The 20729-nt window shown below is 66.7% G+C and carries 20 protein-coding genes; 8 read left to right on the top strand and 12 right to left on the bottom strand.

What is annotated here, in order from left to right; all coding sequences use genetic code 11:
* Positions 1-13 precede the first annotated feature (13 nt).
* The 3 genes from D5S18_RS22350 to add are packed head-to-tail and all read right to left on the bottom strand — an operon-like array spanning position 14 to position 3047.
* A complete protein-coding gene (locus D5S18_RS22350) occupies positions 14-724 on the bottom strand; it encodes a crotonobetainyl-CoA--carnitine CoA-transferase (RefSeq protein ID WP_203236868.1) in 711 nt (236 codons plus the stop codon).
* Positions 714-2006, bottom strand: coding sequence for an ABC1 kinase family protein (locus D5S18_RS22345; RefSeq protein WP_120043044.1), 1293 nt, complete (start codon positions 2004-2006; stop codon positions 714-716). Before D5S18_RS22345 ends, D5S18_RS22350 begins: the two co-directional genes overlap by 11 nt.
* 3 nt (positions 2007-2009) lie before the next feature.
* The gene (gene add / locus D5S18_RS22340) at positions 2010-3047 is read right to left on the bottom strand and encodes an adenosine deaminase (RefSeq protein WP_120043043.1); all 1038 of its coding nucleotides are present in this window, start codon (positions 3045-3047) and stop codon (positions 2010-2012) included.
* A 225-nt stretch (positions 3048-3272) separates the two neighbouring features.
* Here add and D5S18_RS22335 point away from each other — a divergent pair, with 225 nt between their 5' ends.
* From D5S18_RS22335 to D5S18_RS22300, 6 genes are all read left to right on the top strand, one after another.
* On the top strand, positions 3273-4595 hold the full coding sequence (locus D5S18_RS22335; RefSeq protein WP_203236867.1) for an aminotransferase class V-fold PLP-dependent enzyme: 1323 nt from the start codon (positions 3273-3275) through the stop codon (positions 4593-4595).
* Complete coding sequence (locus D5S18_RS34965; RefSeq protein WP_158607927.1) at positions 4592-6934, top strand: ABC transporter substrate-binding protein; 2343 nt, start codon at positions 4592-4594, stop codon at positions 6932-6934. Before D5S18_RS22335 ends, D5S18_RS34965 begins: the two co-directional genes overlap by 4 nt.
* 86 nt (positions 6935-7020) lie before the next feature.
* Positions 7021-7467, top strand: a complete 447-nt coding sequence (locus D5S18_RS22315; RefSeq protein WP_120043042.1) for an SRPBCC domain-containing protein — start codon at positions 7021-7023, stop codon at positions 7465-7467.
* 13 nt (positions 7468-7480) lie between these two features.
* Positions 7481-7816: an ArsR/SmtB family transcription factor gene (locus tag D5S18_RS22310; RefSeq protein ID WP_120043092.1), complete on the top strand. Its 336-nt coding sequence runs from the start codon at positions 7481-7483 to the stop codon at positions 7814-7816.
* Positions 7817-7840: 24 nt separating this feature from the next.
* On the top strand, positions 7841-8674 hold the full coding sequence (locus D5S18_RS22305; RefSeq protein WP_158607926.1) for an SAM-dependent methyltransferase: 834 nt from the start codon (positions 7841-7843) through the stop codon (positions 8672-8674).
* A 28-nt stretch (positions 8675-8702) separates the two neighbouring features.
* Complete coding sequence (locus D5S18_RS22300) at positions 8703-9932, top strand: MFS transporter (RefSeq protein WP_120043040.1); 1230 nt, start codon at positions 8703-8705, stop codon at positions 9930-9932.
* A gap of 8 nt (positions 9933-9940) precedes the next feature.
* Here D5S18_RS22300 and D5S18_RS22295 read toward each other — a convergent pair whose 3' ends face one another.
* Positions 9941-10891: an NAD(P)/FAD-dependent oxidoreductase gene (locus tag D5S18_RS22295; protein ID WP_282434871.1), complete on the bottom strand. Its 951-nt coding sequence runs from the start codon at positions 10889-10891 to the stop codon at positions 9941-9943.
* Positions 10892-10981: 90 nt separating this feature from the next.
* On the opposite strand from D5S18_RS22295, the gene D5S18_RS22290 reads away from it, so the two are divergent.
* Positions 10982-11515: an EF-hand domain-containing protein gene (locus tag D5S18_RS22290; protein WP_120043038.1), complete on the top strand. Its 534-nt coding sequence runs from the start codon at positions 10982-10984 to the stop codon at positions 11513-11515.
* On the opposite strand, the gene D5S18_RS22285 is transcribed toward D5S18_RS22290, so the two are convergent.
* The 4 genes from D5S18_RS22285 to D5S18_RS22270 all read right to left on the bottom strand — a co-directional run bounded on the left by D5S18_RS22285 (position 11510) and on the right by D5S18_RS22270 (position 15702).
* Positions 11510-12865, bottom strand: coding sequence for a cytochrome P450 (locus tag D5S18_RS22285; RefSeq protein ID WP_120043037.1), 1356 nt, complete (start codon positions 12863-12865; stop codon positions 11510-11512). The two genes, D5S18_RS22290 and D5S18_RS22285, sit on opposite strands and share 6 nt — an antisense overlap.
* Positions 12866-12874: 9 nt before the next feature.
* Entirely contained in the window at positions 12875-13390 is a 516-nt protein-coding gene (locus tag D5S18_RS22280) for an SRPBCC domain-containing protein (RefSeq protein WP_120043036.1), read from the bottom strand.
* Positions 13391-13416: 26 nt separating this feature from the next.
* Positions 13417-13899 carry an SRPBCC family protein gene (locus D5S18_RS22275; RefSeq protein WP_120043035.1) on the bottom strand — a complete coding sequence of 161 codons (483 nt, stop codon included), beginning with the start codon at positions 13897-13899 and terminating at the stop codon, positions 13417-13419.
* Positions 13900-13998: 99 nt separating this feature from the next.
* Positions 13999-15702, bottom strand: a complete 1704-nt coding sequence (locus D5S18_RS22270) for an ABC transporter substrate-binding protein (RefSeq protein ID WP_120043091.1) — start codon at positions 15700-15702, stop codon at positions 13999-14001.
* A 134-nt stretch (positions 15703-15836) separates the two neighbouring features.
* Between D5S18_RS22270 and D5S18_RS22265 the strand changes: the two genes are divergently transcribed.
* Positions 15837-17525: an ABC transporter substrate-binding protein gene (locus tag D5S18_RS22265; protein ID WP_120043034.1), complete on the top strand. Its 1689-nt coding sequence runs from the start codon at positions 15837-15839 to the stop codon at positions 17523-17525.
* 27 nt (positions 17526-17552) lie between these two features.
* On the opposite strand, the gene D5S18_RS22260 is transcribed toward D5S18_RS22265, so the two are convergent.
* The 4 genes from D5S18_RS22260 to D5S18_RS35410 all read right to left on the bottom strand — a co-directional run.
* Positions 17553-18188 carry an NHL repeat-containing protein gene (locus D5S18_RS22260; RefSeq protein WP_120043033.1) on the bottom strand — a complete coding sequence of 212 codons (636 nt, stop codon included), beginning with the start codon at positions 18186-18188 and terminating at the stop codon, positions 17553-17555.
* Complete coding sequence (locus D5S18_RS22255) at positions 18188-19039, bottom strand: class I SAM-dependent methyltransferase (protein ID WP_120043032.1); 852 nt, start codon at positions 19037-19039, stop codon at positions 18188-18190. The genes D5S18_RS22260 and D5S18_RS22255 overlap by 1 nt, the downstream gene beginning before the upstream one ends.
* A gap of 99 nt (positions 19040-19138) precedes the next feature.
* A complete protein-coding gene (locus D5S18_RS22250; RefSeq protein WP_239003938.1) occupies positions 19139-20350 on the bottom strand; it encodes a DUF6004 family protein in 1212 nt (403 codons plus the stop codon).
* 179 nt (positions 20351-20529) lie between these two features.
* The coding region (locus D5S18_RS35410; protein WP_203236866.1) for a ClpB D2-like domain containing protein at positions 20530-20729 on the bottom strand (200 nt) is incomplete at its 5' end.

The following is a 20729-nucleotide window of genomic DNA, read 5'->3' as shown; positions in this document are numbered from 1 at the left end:
AAATGCCCAGGTTTCAGCGGGTTTCGTCATATTCGGGAGGTGCGAACAGCGCGCGGAACCCGGCCGGATATTCCGGCGGGAATTCGAATACCTTCTGCGGCGGATACCGCCGCTCGTGCGCGCGCGGACCGAAGAAGTACCAGCAGATCTGAGCCACCTGTTCGGTGAACACCACCGGATGCACCGCCGCCGAATACATGCCGAGGTGCGCGAACGCCGCTCGGAACTCCCCGCGCGGACCGAAACCACTGTCGGAGAGCACATGTCCGAATAGGTCGTGCACCGCGCGGAACAGATCGTTGTGGCGCAACTCGATCCCGTCCACCACGATTCCGGACGGCTCGACCATGGGGTGTCCGATCAGCCCCGGCCCCGGCCCGTGCGCGACGGAGGTCAAATGCACGAACAACTCCGAATCCGCGCGCACCGCCGCCCGCAGGTGCGTCGAATCGCGATAGGGCTGACCCGATTCCAACCACGGCCGCACCGCGATACCGGCCGCGACGACGGTGCGGAACTGTCGCAGATTCTCGGCTTTGAATCGGGTGTAGCGCACGGCCAAGCGCCGATCGCGGACCGTGTACGGCGCGGTCTCGAAATAGTCGGCGACCCGGCGGGCGAATTCGGGATTCCACCGCAGCCGGTAGGCGGTGCGGTCCGGCTCACGATCCGGCAGATACCGGTGGACGTAGTCCCGCGCGACCTCGCGCAGCTCAACGCCCATGAATACCCCCTTCGCCGAACAACCCGCGCATCAACTGCGGTTTGGCCGCCTCCTGGAAATCCATATCCGGATCCAGCGCGCGAATGGCCCCCTCGATCACCAGCAGCGACAGCAGCGGGAAGATCAACTCCGGGGCGGCGTGGATGCCGAAGCGTCGCATCAGGTCGAACATCTCCATGGCGAAGGCCATGAGGCTGAACTCCTGCGCGGACTGACCGTGGCTGCGCACCACCAGATCGGCCATGCGCTCGGTGAATCCGGGCAGGTCGGCGTCGGCGGCGACCCGCTCGGCGCTCTGGATGACGATCTCGGCGGCGTACACCCCGCGCCCGATGGCCATATTCATGAAGAACTCCGCGAACAAACGCCGCAGCCGATCGGTGAGCTGCACGCTGAATCCGGCGTCGAGCACCACCACCTGCGCGGCCCTGGTGAAATACAGATTTCCCGGATGCATATCGCAGTGCACGAATCCGTCCACGAACAGCATCTGATACATCGCGGCCATCCCGGAGGCGGCGAAGCGCTTTCGGGCCGCGGCCGAACAGGATTCGGCGGTGTTCACCGCCAGATCCGGGATGAACTCCATGACGATGCAGCGCGGACGGCACGCCTCCGGATACACCTTCGGCACCCACACCCTGGGCACCTCGGACAGGTTCTTGCGCAGCCGACGCAGGTTGTCGGCCTCCCGCTCGAAATCGAGCTGCCCGAGCACGGCCCCGGACATATTGGCCACCACCTCGTTGACCGGGAGCCCGCGAAACATCGGCAATCGGGCCATGAGCGCCGCGCCGGCACGCATGAGCGCCAGATCCTGCGCCATCACCCGCTCTATTCCGGGCCTGCGCAGCTTCACCGCGACGTCCTGGCCGGTGTGCAGCCGACCCCGATAGACCGAGGCGACGCTGCCGGACGCGACCGGACGCGCATCCAATTCGGCGAATACCGCCGCCACGTCCGCGCCGTACGCCTCGGCCAGCGCGACGGCGGTCTGTGCGGCATCCAGCGGCTCGACCGAATCCTGCAGCAGCGACAGCTCATCGCACAGCGCGCGCGGCAGCAGGTCGCGTCGGGTGCCGAGGACCTGACCGGCCTTGACGAAGGTGGGACCGAGCGCCATGAGCAGTGCAACCAGCCTGCGGTTCACGTGGCGGCGACCGGCCGGTGGACCGTAGCGAACCCGCTGGAGGAGACCGACCGCGAGTGCGGGCAGCACGACGGCGGCGGTGGTGCCCGCGACCTGTGTGGCGCGCAGCGTGAGCGCCAATCCCGTTCGCATACCTCAACACTCGCTCTCTGTAGCTACGGCCGCACGCAACTCGCGGTGCAGCTCGCGCGCCAGCCATGCCGGGCAGAACGCGGCATCGATCCCCCGCTCGAGCACTCCGATGAGCGCGGGGATCGGGAGGCCGAGTTGTTCGTGACAGAGCCGGAATTCGTGCTTCAGCGTCGTGCCGAACATGGCCGGGTCGTCGGTGCCGAGGGTGACCGGGACCCCGGCGGCCAGCAGCGCGGGCAGCGGATGGGCCGCGAGATCGGGGACCGCGCCCGTGCGGATATTCGACGTCGGGCAGATCTCGAGGGTGATGCCGCGCCGCGCCAACTGCTCGAGCAGGCGGGGATCGTCCACCGCGCGAATACCGTGGCCGATGCGTTCGGCGCCGAGATCTTCGATGGCGGACCAGATCTCGGTGGCGGTGGTGGTCTCCCCCGCGTGCGGCACCGAGTGCAGGCCATTGGCCCTGGCCTTCTGGAATACGGCACGGAACATGCGGCGCGGCGCACCCGCCTCCGGACCGCCGAGGCCGAAGCCGACCGCGCCGTCGGGCTGGTGGTCCAGCAGCCAGTCCAGCGTGGCCTGCGCGCCCGCCACGCCGACGTCGCCCGAGACGTCGATGATCCAATTCAGGTGCACACCATGTTGTTTCGCGACGAGCGCGCGACCCGACGCCAATGCCTGCGCCAATTCGTCGGGGGCGATGCCCATGCGCAGATGCGACAGTGCCGTGACCGTCACCTCGGCATAGCGGACATGCTGCTCCGCGAGCTGCGCGCCGAGACCTACCACCAGCGCCTGCACCTCCGCACCGCTGGTGACCAAACGATTGACCGCCGTGTACACCGCGATGAAATGCCCGAAATCGGTGAAGCGGAAGTACTCTCGCACGGCCGCCGCATCGGTGGGGACGCCGACCTCCGGCCGCAGCGCCGCCAATTGCGCCACCGTCGACACGGCCGCCGAACCCAGCAGGTGCACATGCAGTTCCACCTTGGGCAATGCGGCGAGCAGGTCCGCGCCGGGGGTGCCGGGAATGATCATTCGACCCCCTGGTGAGCGGCGGACAGTGACGCGACGAGCCACCGGGACCCTCGCTCGATCAACGATAGCTTTTTGAAGTCAACTCCGCGAGATCGTCGAATCAACCTCGAAGAAGCGGGATTCGGGTTCCCCCATAGCGGTCGATAGGACAGAAGGGGTATGTAATGTGTAGTTAGTCTCGAGTCCCGCACTGTCCTCGAGTCCCACACTGTGGAAGAGAGTCCCGTGAACGGCGCTGACGATCCCATATCCGCCCGGTCCACCACGATGACCGCCGAATCTCCCACGCTGCGCGGCGCGGCATGGTCCCGGATCCGCGAACTGTTCGCGCTCGAACCGGGGGCCATCCACCTCAACTGCGGCACGGTGGGCGCGATGCCGCACGCCGTCATCGACACCGTGGACCGGGTGACCAGGCATTGGGCGGGCGGCCTCGGCGATGTCTATCCGCCGGGCAACTACCCGGACCACCGCGCCGCCATCGCCAAGGCGTACCGGGTCGACCAGGACGAGATGGTCATCACCCACAATGCCACCGAGGGGATGGCGCGCGTCATCCACGGACTGGACCTGCACGCGGGCGACGAGGTGCTGACCACGACGCACGAATGCTATTCCGTACTCTCCAATTTCAACCTGCTGCGCAACCGGATCGGCATCTCGCTGCGCACCCTCACCCTGCCCACCGGCTACGAGGTGCGCGCCGAGGAGATCCTCGACCTGATCGCCGCCGCCATCACCCCCCGCACGAAAGTCCTCGCCTTCGCAGGCATCACGCTGTTCACCGGCACCCGGCTGCCCATGCGCGCCCTGTGCGAACTGGCGCACCGGCACGGCTTGATCACCGTCATCGACGGCGCGCTGCTGCCCGGCATGCTCGACCTGGACATGCGGGCCATCGGCGCGGATTTCATCTCCTGCTCCGGCTCCAAATTCCAATGCGGCCCGCTCGGCACCGGACTGCTCTACGTGCGCAACAAGATTCACCCCGAACACAATCCGCTGCCGCTGCCCACCTTCTGGCCGGTCATCTCCACCTGGTACCCGATGCAGGGCAGTCCGCCCCCGCGCACCACCACCGCGATCGAGAGCGACAATATGGCCGACTACCTCCAGAGCGCGGGCAGCGCCAGCATCGCGCGCGGCGCCGCGCTGGCCGCCGCCTGCGCCCTGTGGGACGAGATCGGCCGCGACCGCATCGAACGCCGCATCATGGAGTTGGCCGCGCACGCCCGCGCGCGCGTCGCCGAACGCTTCGGTATCGAGGCCATGTACTCCCCCGGCGCGGATCCCCGCCTGCGATCCCCGCTGATCGCCTTCCACCCGTTCCGCAAGCCCGAAGACGCCTGGAATGTCAACAAGATTCACGAATTCACCATGCGTCTGCAACGCGAACATCGACTCTTCACCCGGTGGACCGAATTCGATGTCGTCGGATCCCCGCACCAGCACTACGCCTCGCGCCTGACCACGCATATCTTCAACGATTTCGACCAGATCGATCTGGCCGTCGACATCATGGCCCGCACCGCCGAGGAGATGTCGTGACCACGCTGCACCTGTACGGTCCCGGTGCACTGGATCAACTGGATCCGGTGTGCGCGCCCCGCTCCCCGATCGACCGCATCGCGCGACTGTTCACCCGACAACTATTCACCTACCCGGCCCGGACCGACCTGCGCGACTGGCAGACCGTCGCGCCCGCGGGCGATCTGGCCGTCGAGGTCCCGTCCATCTACAACGCCGGACTTGGCGCGAGCGGCACCAGCCATGTGGTGCGGTTGCGGCCCGAGGCGCGCTGGGAGTGCGGCAGGCCCGTCACCGCGGGCGATGTGGTGCGCGGATTCAAGAGGCTGGGCAATCCGCTGTACCGCTCGCCGTTACTGTCGTGCTTCACCGACACTCTGCGCGGGATGGCCGAATTCTGTGCCGACTACGCCCGCGCCTTCGCCGATGTCGAACCCGATGCGCGAGCGCTGGCGGACTATCAGAACTCGCACGATATCGCGGGCCTGCTGGTGCTCGACGACCACACGCTGGTGTTCGAGGTGCGCAGGCCCACACTGGATTTCGCGAATATTCTGGCGCTGCCCTGTGCCGCGCCCGCCCCGGTCGAGTACGACCGATTTCGGCCCGGCAGTGTGGAACTCGCGCGCAACCTGCGGTCCACCGGACCGTACCGCATCGAGCGCTTCGAGCCGGGGCGCGAGTTGGTGCTGGTGCGCAATACCGAGTGGCACGCGGATTCCGATCCGATTCGCGAGCAGCGGGTGGACGTGATCCAGGTGCGCCGCGAGCAGGTCGGGGCGGCGGAGGTGGCGCATCGAATCCGCACCGGGCGTGCCGATCTCGCGTGGGGGCCGCGCATCGATGATCCCGCCGCCCCCGTCGAGCACGGTCTCGGGTACGCGCTCGATCCGTATCTGATCTTCAACACCCGAGCAGGCGAGCTGGGCAAAGTCGCGGTGCGCCGGGCTGTCTCACACACCATCGACAAATCGAGCATCGCGCGGTCGGTGGCGCCCGCCAGGGCGGGCACGCTGATCCGGGTCGCGGACTCGGCCGTCCCCCCGAACAACGACGGCCATCAGGATCTCGAGCCCGCTCCGGCCGCCGACCTGCCGGAGGGGTTGACCCTCACCGTGATTCACGCCGACACCGAGCAGGATCGGACCGTTGCCCAATGCTGTGTCCGCGATCTGGCACGGGCCGGTATCACCGTGCGGACACGGGAATTCACCGCGGCCGAGTACCCGGACCGGCTCGCCGAACCCGACGGATGGGATATCGCCCTCGCCTCCTGGACGCCCGCCTGGTTGCACGGCAATGCCCGCGTCTTCATCCAGTCGCTGTTCGAATCCGGCTCCCTGGCCAACTTCGGCGGCTACCGCGATCCGGAAGTCGACGCGCTGATCGAAATGGCCCGCAGCACCACCGAACCCGAGGCCGCGGCCGCCGCGTGGCGCAAGGCCGAACGCGTGGCCCTCGCCGACGCGGCGATCGTCCCCCTGCTGTTCCAAGTCCCCGTATCAGGCGAACTCAGCGGGCACCGCGTCCGCGACGCCGCCCTGCTGCCCGCGCTCGGTTACACGATCGACCTGGCCTCGGTCGGGCTCGATCCCGAGGTGTCTGGTCTTCGCGCAAGCGCTCAACCCCAGGTGTCCGCTCTTCGCGCAAGCGCTCAACCCCAGGTGTCTGCTCTTCGCGCAAGCGCTCATCGACGTTCAGGAGAGATCATGACCCGCAGCGACACCGCGCCGATCGTCCGCACTCTGCCCGCGCCCACCAACTATCTGTGCGGGCTCACCTGGGACGGGGCCCGACTCTGGCACTCCGACCAGGACGCGCAGCGCATATACGCCATGGACCCGGTCTCCGGCGCCCTCACCCACACGCTGACCTGCGACCGCGTCCGCGCGGATCTGGCCTTCGACGGCAAAGAACTGCTCCAGGTCGGCGGCTATCCCAAACGCCTGCTGCGCATCGACCCGGAATCCGGCGCGGTCGCGGGCGAGAAACAGGTGCGCCCGCCGAGCGGCCGGTTGACCGGTGTGGAATTCGGACCGGAGGGCCTGTGGCTGGTGCTGCGCGGTCCGACCGTCATCCAACTGCGCGACTACGAGACCATGCGGGTTCAGCGCGAGTTCCCGACGGGCGGCGAATCGCCCTCGGGCCTCACCTATGTCGATGGCATGGTCGTGCACGGCGATTTCGACGAGGCGCTGCTGCGCGTGGTGGATGCCCAAACCGGTGCGCTACTCGGCTCTTTCCATGTTCCGGGCCGCCCCACCGGACTCACCTGGGATGGCGAGCACCTCTGGTATTGCGACTTCCCGGCGCGCAGTCTGCGGGCGATCGATCTCGCCGCCGCACTGGGTCGAACCTAGACACGCGCAACTCAGGGGTTGCACTTCGGGCGTCGGGCGCGCATCCTGATCGCAGATCCCCAATGTTGTTCGGAAGGAGAAATCCAGTGAGCACCACCGACAAAATCGAGCACGAAGTGGATATCGACGCCTCCGTCGCCAAGGTGTGGGAATTGGTCACCGATCCCGGCTGGTGGGTCGGCGACGGCGACCGTTCCGGCCAGAGCCGCCACCGCGAAGGCGAATTCGAGGTGATCGACGACCCCAAGTACGGCCGCTTCCCGGTCCGGGTGGAGACGATGGAGCCCCCGCACTACATCTCCTACCGGTGGGCCTCCACCGCACCGGGCTCGATGCCCGCCGCGGGCAATTCCACCAAGGTGGAATTCTGGCTCGCCGAACGCGAGGGCGGCACCCGACTGCGGGTCATCGAGAGCGGCTTCGCCGAATTGGCCATGTCCGAGACGGAGCGCACCGCCGCCGCCGAGGACAATGCGGGCGGCTGGAAGATGCAGCTCGACGTGCTCAAGGCCGCCGCGCAAAACGCCGCGTAGTTTGGATGGTCCGATGCCCACCGACCGCACCCCGATCGGCGTGGTGCTCGTCGCACTCGCCGACCCGACGAGACGCCTACTGCTCGACACGCTGGCCGAGGCCGGACTGGCCAGCGCCACCACCCTCGCCGATCGGTTGCCCGTCTCCCGCCAGGCCGTGGTCAAACACCTGACGGTCCTGGAGAATGCGGGCCTGGTCACCGGCGGTCGCGCCGGGCGCGAAGTGCTCTACCGGGTCAGCCCGGCTCCCCTCACCGAATCCGCCCACTGGCTCGCCGATTTGGCAGGCCGGTGGGAGCGCCGCCTGTCGGCGATCAAGCGTGCCGCCGAGACGGACGACACGGACTAACTGAACAGTATGGGGAGGGCCGCCATGGCCGAGACACCAGCCGCCGACTACCACTCGGAGGCGGTCGGCGAGTACTACGACGAGGTCGGCGCGTTCGTCGAACTGGTCGGCGGGAATCTGCACCTGGGCTACTGGGAGGACGACCGGGACAACACCCCGTTCCCGATCGCCATGACCAGACTGACGACGATGGTCGGCGAAAGGTTGGCGCTCGCACCGGGGCAGCGGCTGCTCGATGTGGGCTGCGGCGTCGCCACACCCGCCATCACGCTGGCGCGGCGGTTCGGAGTCGCCGTCACCGGCATCACCATCAGCGGTGGCGAGGTCGCGGCGGCCACGCACGAGGTGGCCGAAGCCGGTCTGGCGGAGCAGATCTCGATCCAACTCGCCGACGCGGCGGCAATGCCGTTCGCTCCGGCGCGGTTCGACGCCGCCCTCGCCTTCGACTCGTTCCCCACCGCACCGGACAAGCGGCAGTGGTGCACGGAGATCTTTCGAACCGTGCGGCCGGGCGGCCGATTCGTGTACTCGGACTATCCGCTCAGCACCGCGGCCACCCCGGCGGAACGGGAGATGTTGCGCGCCAACACCGTCGCGCATCCGCCCGGCGATATGGCCGCCGCCACCGCACCCGCCGAGGCCGCCGGATTCACGGTGACCGAAACCCTCGACCTCGGCGAGCGGGTGCGACCCTACTACACCGAATTCCTGAAAAGACTTGGCGCACAGCGCGACACCCTCGCCGACCGGTACGGCTCCGAGCGCGTGGACGCCTTCGTCGCAGGTATTACCCCCATGTACGAATTCTGTCGGGAAAAGCTCGGCTACTACCTGATCGTCTGCCGCAAACCCGACTGAGCAACGCGAAGACGGAGAGTGATCGACCGTGTCGGACAAGACAGCGCAGGTGACCGACGAACCGGTGCGGGAGGGGCCGGGCGGGCGACTGCCGTTCGGCGTATATGTCCTGGGAGCAAGCGTATTCGCGCTGGGCACCTCGGAGTTCGTGGTGGCGGGCCTGGTCGACCAGATGGCGGGCTCGCTGCACGTCTCGGTCCCGCGGATCGGGCAGCTCATCACCGCCTTCGCCATCGGCATGCTGGTCGGCGCGCCGCTCATGGCGGTGCTCACCCTCGGCCGGGATCGCAAGACCGTCCTGTTGGCGGCCGCCGCGGTGTTCTGCGTCGCCCATCTGCTCACCGCCGTGATCCCCGACTACGGCGTCATCTTCGTACTGCGGATCGTCGCGGCCATGGCCGCCGCGACGGAATTGACTGTCGCGCAGGTGATCGCGGTGGCATTGGCCGGGCCGGGTCGGGTGCCACGCGCCATCGCGGTGATCATCGGCGGTATGACGCTGGCCAATGTGGCGGGCGTGCCGATCGGCAGCTTGGCCGGGGCGCAATTCAATTGGCAGATCATCTTCGTCTTCATCGGCCTGGTCAGCGCGGCGGGCGCGATCCTGGTGGCCGTCTATGTCCCTCGGCTGCCGCGCTCGCACGGACCGGAGGTCACGCTGCCCACGCTCGTCGGGCGGGAACTGCGGTCCATGCGCCAGACCCGGATCTTCGTCGCGCTGGCCACCACCGTGCTGTTCGAGACGGCATTGTTCAGCGTGTACGCCTACGTGCAACCGATTCTCACCGACGCCAGTGGGCTGAGCGAACATCAGGTGCCGATCGTGCTGTTCCTGTTCGGGGTCGGCATGTTCCTCGGCAGCACCGTCGGCGGCCGGTTGGCGCAGTGGTCACTGCTGAGGAACATCCTGTTGAGCCTGGTCGCGATGATCGTCATGATGCTGGTGCTGCGGGTCGTGGTGCACAACCCGATCGCGGCGGCCGCGGCCGTGACCCTGCTCGGTATCTGCGCGTTCTCCATGACGGCGGCGCTGAGCTCGCGGGTGATCGGCTTCGCGGTGGGCGCGCCGACGCTGGCGGTGGCGATCGTCATGTCCGCGTTCAATATCGGCAATGCCGTCGGCCCCGCACTGGGCGGGGTCGTCATCGGGCGCGGCGCCACCGCCGACGTCATCTGGGTCGGGATGATCGTCGCGGTGGCGGCGCTGGGCACGGCCCTGATATCCGCCGCGATGCAGCGCCGCGCCGATGCCGGGTGACGGGGCCTTCAGATCGCGCGGCGGGCCGCGACGGCTCGCCGCGCGTCCTCGGCGATCAGGTCGGCGATCATGGCCGCGGCCGCCTCGGAACCTCTGGCCGCCGCCCCGATGACCTGATTGGCCGGATCGGCGATATTGCCCGCAACCCAGATACTGGGCGACGCGGTCCGGCCGGTGGGATCGGCGACGATGAAGTCGCCGATCCCGCTCGGATGCGGGGACGGGGTGATATTCGCGGCGGCCAGCAGGCCCGCGCGCACCGAAAAAGTCGGCCCGGTGACCAGTGCTTGCAGTTCGTGCGACGCACCGGAGACCATGCGCACGCCGGTGAGGCGGTCGTCGACGATCTCGACGGCGGCGACCTCGCCCACGATGATCTCGATATCGCGGGCGGTCAATTCCTCGGCCTGCTCGTCGGTCAGGGGCGGGCCGGTGTGGGTGAAAAAGCGCATCTTGTCCGACCATTGGCGGAACAGGCCCGCCTGATGCAGCGACATCGGGGTGGTGGACAAGACGCCGATCTGCTGATCGCGCGCCTCGTAGCCGTGACAGAACGGGCAGTGCAGCACATCCCGGCCCCAGCGCTCGGCGAGGCCGGGCAGCTCGGGCAGGTTGTCGACGAGTCCGGTGGCGACCAAGGCGCGGCGGGCGTGCAGCACACCTTCTGCCAGGTCGATCCGGACACCCTCCTCGGACGGGGCGACGGAAGTGACGGTGCCCTCACGGATTTCGGCGCCGAAGCGTCGCACCTCCGCACGGCCCAGCAGCAGGAATTCGTTCGGATCGATACCCTCGCGACCCAGATATCCGTGCATATGCGCGGCGGGCGCATTGCGCGGCGCGCCGCCGTCGACCACCAGGACCGAATAGCGGGCGCGCGCCAGCATGAGCGCGCCGCTCAATCCGGCCGCGCCGCCGCCGATTACCACCACGTCATAGTCGGTGTCCGCATTCGACACGGTGTCCTCCTCCACTGGTCGGTATATAGTTATACGGAACGATAGCATTCCGAATGAATCCGAAACCCCTTGCCACACAGGAGATTTGCCATGCCCACCGCACTGAGGATTCGCAAGCTCCGCAGGGTGTTCGACGCCTACGATCTCGACCGGGACGGCATTATCGAAGAATCGGATATCCTTGCGCTGGTCCATATTTGGTGCGAAACCTATGAGCTCGAACCGGACTCCCCCGGATGGACCGATATCGACAGCAAGACCCGCGCCATGTTCCGCGATATCCCCGGCCTGGATGGCGCCGAGAAGGTGCGGGCCGAGGAGTGGATCGCCATGGCCGACCATCCGGACTTCGCGCGATTCGTGGAATCGGTGGCGATTCCGCACAGCATGGCCGTCTTCACCGCCGCCGACAAGGACGGGGACGGGCGCATTTCGGCGCGGGAAATGTTGGCCGCCCAGATCAAGGCCGGAATGTCGCTTCAAGAGGCCGACCAGGCATTCGCCCTGCTCGACGCCGATGGCGACGGCTACCTCACCTACGACGAGTACATCCAAGCCCTGCGCGAGTTCTACCTGAGCGATGATCCGGCGGCGCACGGCAATCGCATCGCGGGCGAACTATAGTCGCCGATCGATGTGCCGCCGGTGCGGTGTCATCGGCAGCGCGTCCACCGGCAGGGTCATCGCCGGTTTGGGTTTGGGCTCGTGTCCCGGCACCGGCACCAACCGCCACCGGGCGGTGAGCGTGGCGAGCACGATCGTCAACTCCATCCAGGAGAACGCCTCGGCGATACATCCGTGCACCCCAGCCCCGAAGGGCAGGAACGCGGCGCGCTGGCGCGCTGTCACCCGTTCGGGCAGCCAGCGGTCCGGATCGAAATGCTCCGGTGCGGCGAATATTTCGGGGTTGTGGTGGAGTGCGTGGAAACTGTAGAGCACCGATTCGCCCGCCGGGATCCGGTAGCCGCCGAGTTCGGTCGCCGCGGTGGTCACCCTGGTCTGGAAGAAGCCCTGGGTGCGCGACCGCAACGTTTCGGTGAGCACGCGCCGGGTGAATTCCAGCCGGGTCAGATCCGCGAATTCGGCCACCCGCCCGGCCAGCACCTCGTCCACCTCCGCGTGCAACCGCTTCTCGATATCGGGATGGGTGGCCAGTTCATGGCAGGCCCAGGACAGGGTATTGCTGATGGTGTTGCTGCCCGCGATGAAGAAGGTGAGCACCTCGTCGTGGATCTGCCAGTCCGCCATGAGCGGCGCGCCCGCCTCGTCGCGAGCGAACAGCATGAGCGAGAGCAGATCACCCCGGTCGCGACCGCGCGCGCGATAGGCATCGATGGTCGACTGAATGGTTTGGCGCAGGTAGGTTTCCGCGTCCCGGAAGCGGCGATTGGCGGCGGTGGGCAACCCTGTCAGCAGGCCGGTGACATCGGTGGTGCGCCGGAACAGGCCGCCGAGCACCGCGCCGGTGGCGTCCATGAAGCGCCGCCGGTCCAATTCCGCCTCGGGGGCGAAGATCACCCCGGTGATATTGGCCAGGGCCAACTCGTCCATTTCCCGCTCGACGCGCAGGTTCGCGCCCTCGTACCAGGAGTCGCACCGCTGCGACACCAGTTCGCCGACCTGTGCGGCATAGTCGACGAGTCGATTGCGATGAAAGGCGGGTTGCAATACGCGGCGCTGGCGGTGATGGAATTCGCCCTCGGAAATTCCGAGGCCATTGCCGAACAGGGTGCGGAATCGTTCGGTCATCGGACCGCCCCTGGCGAAGATATCCGGCTGCCGCATGACCTGACGCATCAATTCGGCGTCATTGACCACGTACATGGCGCGGCGACCGAGACGGATGAGCACCACCGGATCGGCGGATTGCAGGGAGGTCAGGAATTCCCCGGTGCGACGTTTCAGTTCCAGCCCGTGTCCGAGCAGCGGCAATCCGCCCGGAATCTCTGCGGGCGGGCGAGTTTGTGTGTTCATCGGAAATACTCAGGCTTGATCGGGCCGAACGGCGTGCACCCGGCCGGTTTCCAGCAGGATCTTGAGATTCTTCATCAGACCGCCCCAACCGCCACTACCGGTGAGCTGACCGCTGATGGCCCGGTACATCATGCTGTCGGGGGCGAAACCGCTGTGCACCACGGTCACCAGGGATCCGTCGGGTTCGGCGGCGATATCGAAGACGACCTTGGTGCGCGGTTCCTTCGAGTATTCGGCGAGTTCCGCCTCCGACCAGCCGAAGAGCTGAGCGTGCGTCGGCTGGAGCAGGTGCCAACTGTAGGAGAGCCGATGGTAGGGCTCGGCGGCCAATACCACCTGGCCGAGATCCTGGAATTCCTCCTCCGGCGAATTCTGCCATTTCACCGGCGAACCGACCTGCCAATCCGATTGCATGGCGACACCGAACCAGTAGCGCCGGATATCCTCCGGTTCGGTAAGGGCGGCCCACACCCGCTCCGGGGCGGCCGCGATCTGGGTGACAGAGGTGAATTCCAGGGTACTCATCGACTCACTCCACTACCTATCGAGCATTAATCGAGCTTCAGGTTCGGCGGATGCTCGTCGACCACCAGACCCAATTCGATATCGCGTTCCAGGACTGCCTTCAACCCGCTGATCATGAAGGCGAATCCGGCCGTCGAATCGCGCACGGCGATGATCCGATCCGAGAGTTCGCCCGCGTAGCCGGTTTCGGTGATGCGCAAGTAGGTGGTGTTGTTCTCGAAGGGCAGGCAGGAGAACTCCACCGTGGTCGGCACCTCGTAGTTGTTCCAGGTGAAGCGAATCAGTCGATTCTTCTCCACCTTCTCGACCTGGATCTCCCGCGATGCCCCGTACATATCCCAGGTCCAGGTGAGCTTCGCGCCCTCGTCCATCCGGCCCGTGCTCCCGGTGAACCAGTATCGCGTGGTGATAGCCGGATCGGCCAATGCCTCGAAGACCTCGTGCGGTGGACGCCGAATGAGCATCCCGACATCCAAGGTCACGGGTTCGATCGACTGCGGGGCAACCATTTTGCCTCCTGTTCGCTGAATGCGATTCGATAGATCTTTCCATAGTGGTACCCGTCCACATTAGCCGCAACCGGCCGGTTGCGCGGGCATTCCGGCCGGTCACTCGCGCGGATCGGCCAACCACAGGTTCGTCGGATCTCCATTCAGCACCGGATAGGGAAGCCAGTTGCGGACCGTGGTGGCGTGCCACCAGTACTGGTGCGCGAAGAGGATGGGCACCACCGCGGCATCGCGCAGCACCTCGACCTCCACCTGACGGAACAGTTCGCCCGCGACCGACGCATCGGCGGCGGTGAGGGCCGCGCCGAGCAGATCGTTGACCTTCGCGCTGCGATAGCGGCCGAAGTTCGCACCCCAGTCGCCGTCGGGGCCGACGCCGCGGCTGTCGAACAGCGGCTGCAGGTAGGTGCGGGCATTATTGCCGTACCAGTCCGGCTCCCACCCGGTGAGCGCCATATCCCAGCGATCGTTGCCCCCCGAGAAGTAGTCGGAGAACAGCTCATTGATCGAGACGCCGACGAGCTCGACCCGAATATTCGCGCGCGCCATGGCATCCCGGATCTCGCGCGCGGTGTCCGGATGAATGTCGCGGTCGCGGAAGATCAGTCGCAGCGTCAGCCCCTCCGGATAGCCGGCCGCGGCCAGCAGCCGTCGGGCGCGCTCCGGATCGCCGCGCCCGCCCGCGGTGCCGTACGGGTGGAACTCCCGGTGCGCCGTGCACAGCGGCGGCAGGATCTGGTCGGCGATATCGTTGAGTCGCGGACCGCCCCACACCCGCGCGACGGCGGCCTTGTCGACCGCGTACTGGAGGGCGACGCGGATATCACGGTCGGCCAGAACAGGACTGGCGAAGTTGAGGACGAGATAGGGACTGAACAGTCCGGCCGGGCAGACCTCGAGACGCGGGTCGTCGGAGGCCAGCAGCGGGGGCAGTTCCTCGGTGAGCGGCTGGATATCCCACATCATGTCGGCCTCGGCCGCGCCGACCATATCGTGGGCGCGGCGTTCGGACAGGCCCTCGCGAATCTCGATGGCGTCGACATGGGCCGCGCGCAGGGGGTCCGTCGTCGGATCCCAGAACGGATTGCGTTCCAGGACAATCGATTCACCCGGCAGGTAGCGCGTCACCCGGTAGGGGCCGTTGGCGGCGAGGATCGCGTTCAGCTCCGGACTGCCGGGAATATGGTCGAGGTATTCGACCGGCGCCGGGGTGGCGAAGGGCAGCGCCAGCATATTCAAGAAGTCGGACGCGGGATAGCTTGTGGTACAGATGATTTCCGAATCACCCTCGGCCCGCAGGCCGCGCACCTCGGCATCGGCGATCCTGTCGGCGATGGCGCCCGGCGGGGTGGCGGCGAGCAGGTCACGGTATTCGGCCATCCCCGCGATGGTGGCCACGTAGTAGGCCAGGCCCGGACTGCTCGCGAGCGGATGCGCCAGGCGCTTGATACCGCGCACCACATCCCCCGCCGTCATCGCGCGCGGACCGGTGGGCGTGCACCAGCGCAGACCATCCCGCAGCGTGAACCGATACTCGGTGCCGTGCCCGCGAATTCGACCATTGGCGACGGTGGGGACCTCGGTGGCCATATCGGCGACGATCCGCCCGGCCTCCGTTCGATCGCGACTGGCCACATAGCCGACGAGCTGTCGGGTGTAGGCGCGCAGGATGCCACGGGTGGCCGTGTGATAGGCAAGCGCGGGATCGAGATGATCGACATCGCCCGCGCCGACCAGGGTGAGGGTGCCACCGCGACGCGGGCGGTTCGTCTCGACCTCGGGCACCGCTTCCAGCATCGCCATCACACCTTTCCCGGCCATTGTCGGCATCGCTTCTCGCAGAGTCGATCTCGTGGGAAGCAGAGCCCAAAGTTACTTACATTACTTATAGTAATCCTGAGCCCGCTGGATGCAGCGGAGATCAGGAGGACAGGGCAATGAGCGGTGATCGGCCCACCTACGGTGGCATCCTGCGAATGTACGGCCCCGGAAGTATGGATCACGTGGATCCGGCGAGCTCGTACTACATGCTCTCCGGCCAGATCATCCGGCTGTTCACCCGGCAACTGTTCACCTACCTGCCGGTGGCGCGCCTGAGGGACTGGACGCAGGTCACCCCGGTGCCCGATATCGCGCTCGCCATGCCCACCATCAGCGCGGACCAACTGACCTACACCATCCACCTGCGCCGAGATGCGCTGTGGGCCACCAACCCACCACGTCCGGTGACGGCACGGGACTTCATCCGCGGCTTCAAGCGCATGTGCAATCCGGTGCTGCGCGCCGGAGCGATCCACTACTACACCAGCACGATTCGAGGGATGGCGGCCTACTGCGACGACTACGCCGCCGCCGTCTCCGACACACCGACCGCCGCCGAACTCGCCGAGTTCCAGAACTCCCACGAGATCGCGGGGATCACCGCACCCGACGACCACACGCTGATCTTCCAATTGACAAGGCCCGCCCTGGATTTCATCCACATCCTGTCGATGATGTTCGCCTCCCCCGCGCCGGTCGAATACGACGCCTACCTCCCCGACAGCGCCGAGTTCCGCCGCAACACCATCTCACTCGGCCCGTATCGGCTCACCCGTTACGATCACGGCCGCTACCTGCGCATGGAGCGAAATCCGGTGTGGCGTCGCGACAGCGATCCGGTGCGGCACCAATATCTGGACGGCGTCGAGATCACCATGGAGAAGGCCACTCCCGAACAGGTCGGCGCGGTCATCCGGGCGGGCGCGGCGGATCTGTCCTGGGCCTCGCCCGTCACCGAGTACTACGCGGACAACCCCACCGACCCCGGCAACAACCTCGGCTACGCGCTCAACCCCTACCTGGTGTTCAATACCGTCAGCCCGAACGCGGGTGGCGCGATGGGCAAAGTCGCGGTGCGCCAGGCCATCTCGTACGCGGTGAACAAGGCCGCACTGGTCGACATCTTCGACAAGCTGAGCGTCGGCACCGTCATGTGGCCCGCGCATTCGGCGATTCCGCCGGGCAACTACGGGTACGAGAACGTCGACCTCTACCCCTCCCACGAGGATCGCGGCAATCCGGACCGCGCCCGGCAACTGCTGGCGGAGGCGGGCTATCCCGAGGGAATGACCCTGACCATGGTGCACCGGCATGTGGACGCCAATCCCGAAGTGGCCCAGTCGATCGCCGCCGATCTGGCCGAGATCGGCATCACGGTGCGCTTCGTGGAGATGGACCACAGCCGCTACTACCCGTTCCTGCGCGATCCGGCCAACGCCAGGGCGGGCGGCTGGGATATCTCCGCCCCCGCCTGGACCCCCGACTGGTTCGGCAACAACGGCCGCGCCTTCCTGCAACCCATGTTCCAGACCAATGAGGTGCGCGGCACCGGAAACTACGGCTGCTACAGCAATCCCGAGGTCGACCGGATGATCGACGCGGCGCTCTCGGCCACCGATCCGACCGCCGCGCACCAGGCGTGGCATGCGGTGGATCTGCAGGTGATGCGGGACGCCGTCATCGTGCCGATCCTGGTGCACGCCCCCACGATTCCGCATCTGCGCGGGGCCAGGGTGCGCAATGCGATCGCCATGCCGACCATCGACCGCTGGTTCGATCTGTCCAATCTCTGGCTCGACGTCTGATCCGGAGCGGGTGCGCCGGGGGCAGTGCTATCCGCTGACCCCCGGCACCGCGATGGCGCGCAGTTGCAGCGTGGTGTGATCGCAGTACCAGATGCGGCTGCCGTCCCAGGTGAGGCCGGTGGGGCCGCCCGCGACGCTGTAGGCGGCGACCTCGCGCTTTGTCTCCAGATCGACGACGCAGATCGTCGCGCCGTGATAGTCGGAATAGACCAGGTAGTTGTCGGAGACGGTGACACCCGCCGGGGCCACCCGCACCGGGACGGTATCGACCAGGCGCATACCGCCGATGGTGCGCAACTCGATGACGCGGCGGTTCGCGAACCCGAGCCAGATACCGTGCTGGGTGGCCTCCAGGCCCGAAAGATCCTCGCCAGGACGCGGATTCGGCAGCTCGATGATCATCTCACCGGTTCCGGGATCGATGACCCGCAGCGCGCGCTCCTCGCCCGCCACCTGAATCAGCCTGCCGCCCAACGTTGTCAGGTCCGAGCGGATACCCGCGCACGGGATCCGGTGCTGCACTGCTCCGGTCGCCGGGTCCACCGCGATGATCTGATTGAGCACGCCCTCGGAGAACCAGAGCAGATCCCCCGACCAGGTGAGCCCGCACAGTTTGAGCGCCCGCACCGGCAGATCCCGCACGGTCCCCACCGAATACGGCATTACGGCCTCGCTTCCGCGATCGCGCAGTCGAGCCGCCATTGCGTGACCTCGCGCGCGGCGGCGCCCGCCGGACGCCGCACCGCGACGCGCACATCAGCTCCCGCCGCGACCATGGTGTGCCGCAGCGGCCAAACCCACACGGCCCAATTGCATCCCGGATAGGAGGGGAAGTTGGACAGCGCGATCTCGTCGGTGAGTTCGGCGGTGAAGTAGCCGAGGATCGCCTGGAGATTCCCGGATTCGGCGATGGGTAGGTGCATTCGGTCGGCCAGTGGCTCGGGGGCGCTCAGCAGGCGCGGCGCGCGCTGGAAGAAGTGCAGGTGGGCGCGCGGCTCGGCGAAATCCTGGACCGCGTCGAGTCGGAAGCCGTGGAAATCGCCCCAGATGCCCCAGCCCTCGTCGTCGAATTCGACGGCGGCCAGCATGGTGTGCAGCCTGCGCGGGATGACCTGCCCGCCGGGGCGCAGATTCTTGCGGGCGAAACCCTCGAGCACGCGGACCATATCCTCCTCGGGGCCGAGGTTGCCCATCATCTCCGAGACCACGACGTCGACGCGCCGCGGCAGGCGGACCGCTCTGGCATCGCCCTGGACCAGGGTGATGCGTTCCTTCAGGTCGTTGTCGGCGATGAGGCGTTCGGCCACCGCGGCCATCTGCGGGTCCGCCTCGATCGAATATACGTGGGCCGCACCGTGTTTGAGCGCGAGCAGGGACAGCGCCAGCGTGCCCGCACCGATATCGGCGACGATCGCGCCGGGACGCACCGCGCGGGCCAGCGCCCTGTCGTAGGCGTCCATGCGCGGGCGGTCCGCCAGCATCACCTGGTGCATGAGGAGTAACCGCTGATCCATCGACGCCTCCCGCGCATCGCTATGAATTAATCAAGCAATATCAACGAAAACCCAGCCGGGTGGCCCGCGTCAAGCGCGGACCACCCGGTTTTCTACGCACTACACGTTGACGGCAGCGTGCTCGCCGACGTACGCGTCGCGCATGACCAGGTTCACCCCGGTCAGCCTGGCCTTGACCTCATCGCCGGTGGTGACCAGCGCCGCGTCGGTGCCGTTCATCCGCAGTTCGGTCCCGGTGGCCTCCATGCTGCCCAGCTTGCCGAATACGTGCACCGGGTTGGTCGCGTAGAGGGTCGCCTCGGGGGTGACCAGCTCGAACTCGGTGTCGATATGCAGTTCGCTCGGGAAGCGCACGCGGCTGAGGCTGTCCTCGGTGCCCTCGCCGAGGGTGCCGCCGGACACCCGCGGGAAGCTCACCCGCAGCATGACCCGACCGCCCAGTTCGGCGCAGTGTCCGGTGACGGCGATGCGCGAGATCTGGGCCAGTACGCCGTTGCCCTCGTCGTGCTTCTCCGGTCCGAACAGCAGGATCTCGGTGCCCGCCGCCTGCTTGTAATCGCCTGCCAGGTCGACGCTCACCTCCCTGCCGCCCACTTCGAGCTTGGCTTGCCCCTCGAGGGAGACCTGCATGATCATCGACGGATCGACGAGCATGGAGATGCAGGGTCCGGCGCTGGGCATGAAGAACATGCTCGGGGTGATGCCGACCGGCTCGTTGTCGTCATTGGCCGGGTACCACGCCTCGGGCAGGGTGGTGCCCTTGACGACGTTGGGGCCGACGATGACATCGAACGGGCCGTCGCCGCGCGGCTTGCCCAGGTATGGGCCGGTGAGCGGCTTCTTGAACGGCGGGACGTGATCGACCACGCCGTAGATATCGATGACATTGCGGTGTGCGAGCCGCAGCGTGCTCGACTCCAGAATGCCGAACCGGCGAATATGGAACTCCGCGGGGAAGTTCTTGCCCGGCGTGATCTGCCGGACATGACCGGTATTGGGCAGGAACGGGTTGGACAGCACCTGGATGCGGTCGTTCAACTCGTAGCTGAATCCCTTGATGCCGACCTCGGGGGCCGAGATCAGTTCGGTCTCGAACTCCGCGTAGCCTTTTTCGTCCACGCGATGTTCGAAGCCCGGCATGGGCCACTTGTTCAACTGCACGAAGCCGGAGAGATTGATGGTCTCCCGGCGGCCCGCGTAGTAGTCCTCACCGAATGCGACGGTCGCGGCCGCGAGAATATGCGGACGGATCGGCTTCGGTTCCAGGTTCAGTGACTCGTAGGTCTCCCTGATGGCGCTCAATCCAGACACCTCCAGCGTCTGTGTATTGGTTTAACTATTCAATCACTATATGTTTTTTAATCTAATCGTGTCAATGGGTCGGACCCGGATATCGGATGAATATCAAGATTTATTTCGGACGTTTCCACACGGACACGACTCGACCGCACAATGCCGATTGGCATTGCGCGGTTTCGGTATTCCATCGATTACGTCAGCGAGCTCTCCAGGTTTTTCGGTCCGAAGACAAGTTTGGCGGCATCCATCAATTCCGGATCGGATTCGCCGTTCCAGCCTTCGACGTCGACGGTGATGACCTGTCCGGGACCGATCTCGCCGAACAGGATCTTCTCCGAGAGCTGGTCCTCGATCTCGCGTTGGATCGTGCGACGCAACGGCCGCGCACCCA

Source organism: Nocardia panacis (assembly GCF_003598715.1).
GTDB lineage: Bacteria > Actinomycetota > Actinomycetes > Mycobacteriales > Mycobacteriaceae > Nocardia > Nocardia panacis.
The sequence above is the reverse complement of the archived record's forward strand: the minus strand, read 5'-3'. Positions and strand labels throughout refer to the sequence as shown.

What these genes read in the sequence shown, in the direction of transcription:
- add (WP_120043043.1), bottom strand. Translation starts at nt 3,047, where the DNA reads ATGATCATTCCCGGCACCCCCGGCGCGGACCTGCTCGCCGCATTGCCC.
- D5S18_RS22270 (WP_120043091.1), bottom strand. Translation starts at nt 15,702, where the DNA reads ATGGCGATGCTGGAAGCGGTGCCCGAGGTCGAGACGAACCGCCCGCGT.
- D5S18_RS22305 (WP_158607926.1), top strand. Translation starts at nt 7,841, where the DNA reads ATGGCCGAGACACCAGCCGCCGACTACCACTCGGAGGCGGTCGGCGAG.
- D5S18_RS22350 (WP_203236868.1), bottom strand. Translation starts at nt 724, where the DNA reads ATGGGCGTTGAGCTGCGCGAGGTCGCGCGGGACTACGTCCACCGGTAT.
- D5S18_RS22290 (WP_120043038.1), top strand. Translation starts at nt 10,982, where the DNA reads ATGCCCACCGCACTGAGGATTCGCAAGCTCCGCAGGGTGTTCGACGCC.
- D5S18_RS22310 (WP_120043092.1), top strand. Translation starts at nt 7,481, where the DNA reads ATGCCCACCGACCGCACCCCGATCGGCGTGGTGCTCGTCGCACTCGCC.
- D5S18_RS22255 (WP_120043032.1), bottom strand. Translation starts at nt 19,039, where the DNA reads ATGGATCAGCGGTTACTCCTCATGCACCAGGTGATGCTGGCGGACCGC.
- D5S18_RS22265 (WP_120043034.1), top strand. Translation starts at nt 15,837, where the DNA reads ATGAGCGGTGATCGGCCCACCTACGGTGGCATCCTGCGAATGTACGGC.
- D5S18_RS22285 (WP_120043037.1), bottom strand. Translation starts at nt 12,865, where the DNA reads ATGAACACACAAACTCGCCCGCCCGCAGAGATTCCGGGCGGATTGCCG.
- D5S18_RS22260 (WP_120043033.1), bottom strand. Translation starts at nt 18,188, where the DNA reads ATGCCGTATTCGGTGGGGACCGTGCGGGATCTGCCGGTGCGGGCGCTC.
- D5S18_RS22345 (WP_120043044.1), bottom strand. Translation starts at nt 2,006, where the DNA reads ATGCGAACGGGATTGGCGCTCACGCTGCGCGCCACACAGGTCGCGGGC.
- D5S18_RS22280 (WP_120043036.1), bottom strand. Translation starts at nt 13,390, where the DNA reads ATGAGTACCCTGGAATTCACCTCTGTCACCCAGATCGCGGCCGCCCCG.
- D5S18_RS22275 (WP_120043035.1), bottom strand. Translation starts at nt 13,899, where the DNA reads ATGGTTGCCCCGCAGTCGATCGAACCCGTGACCTTGGATGTCGGGATG.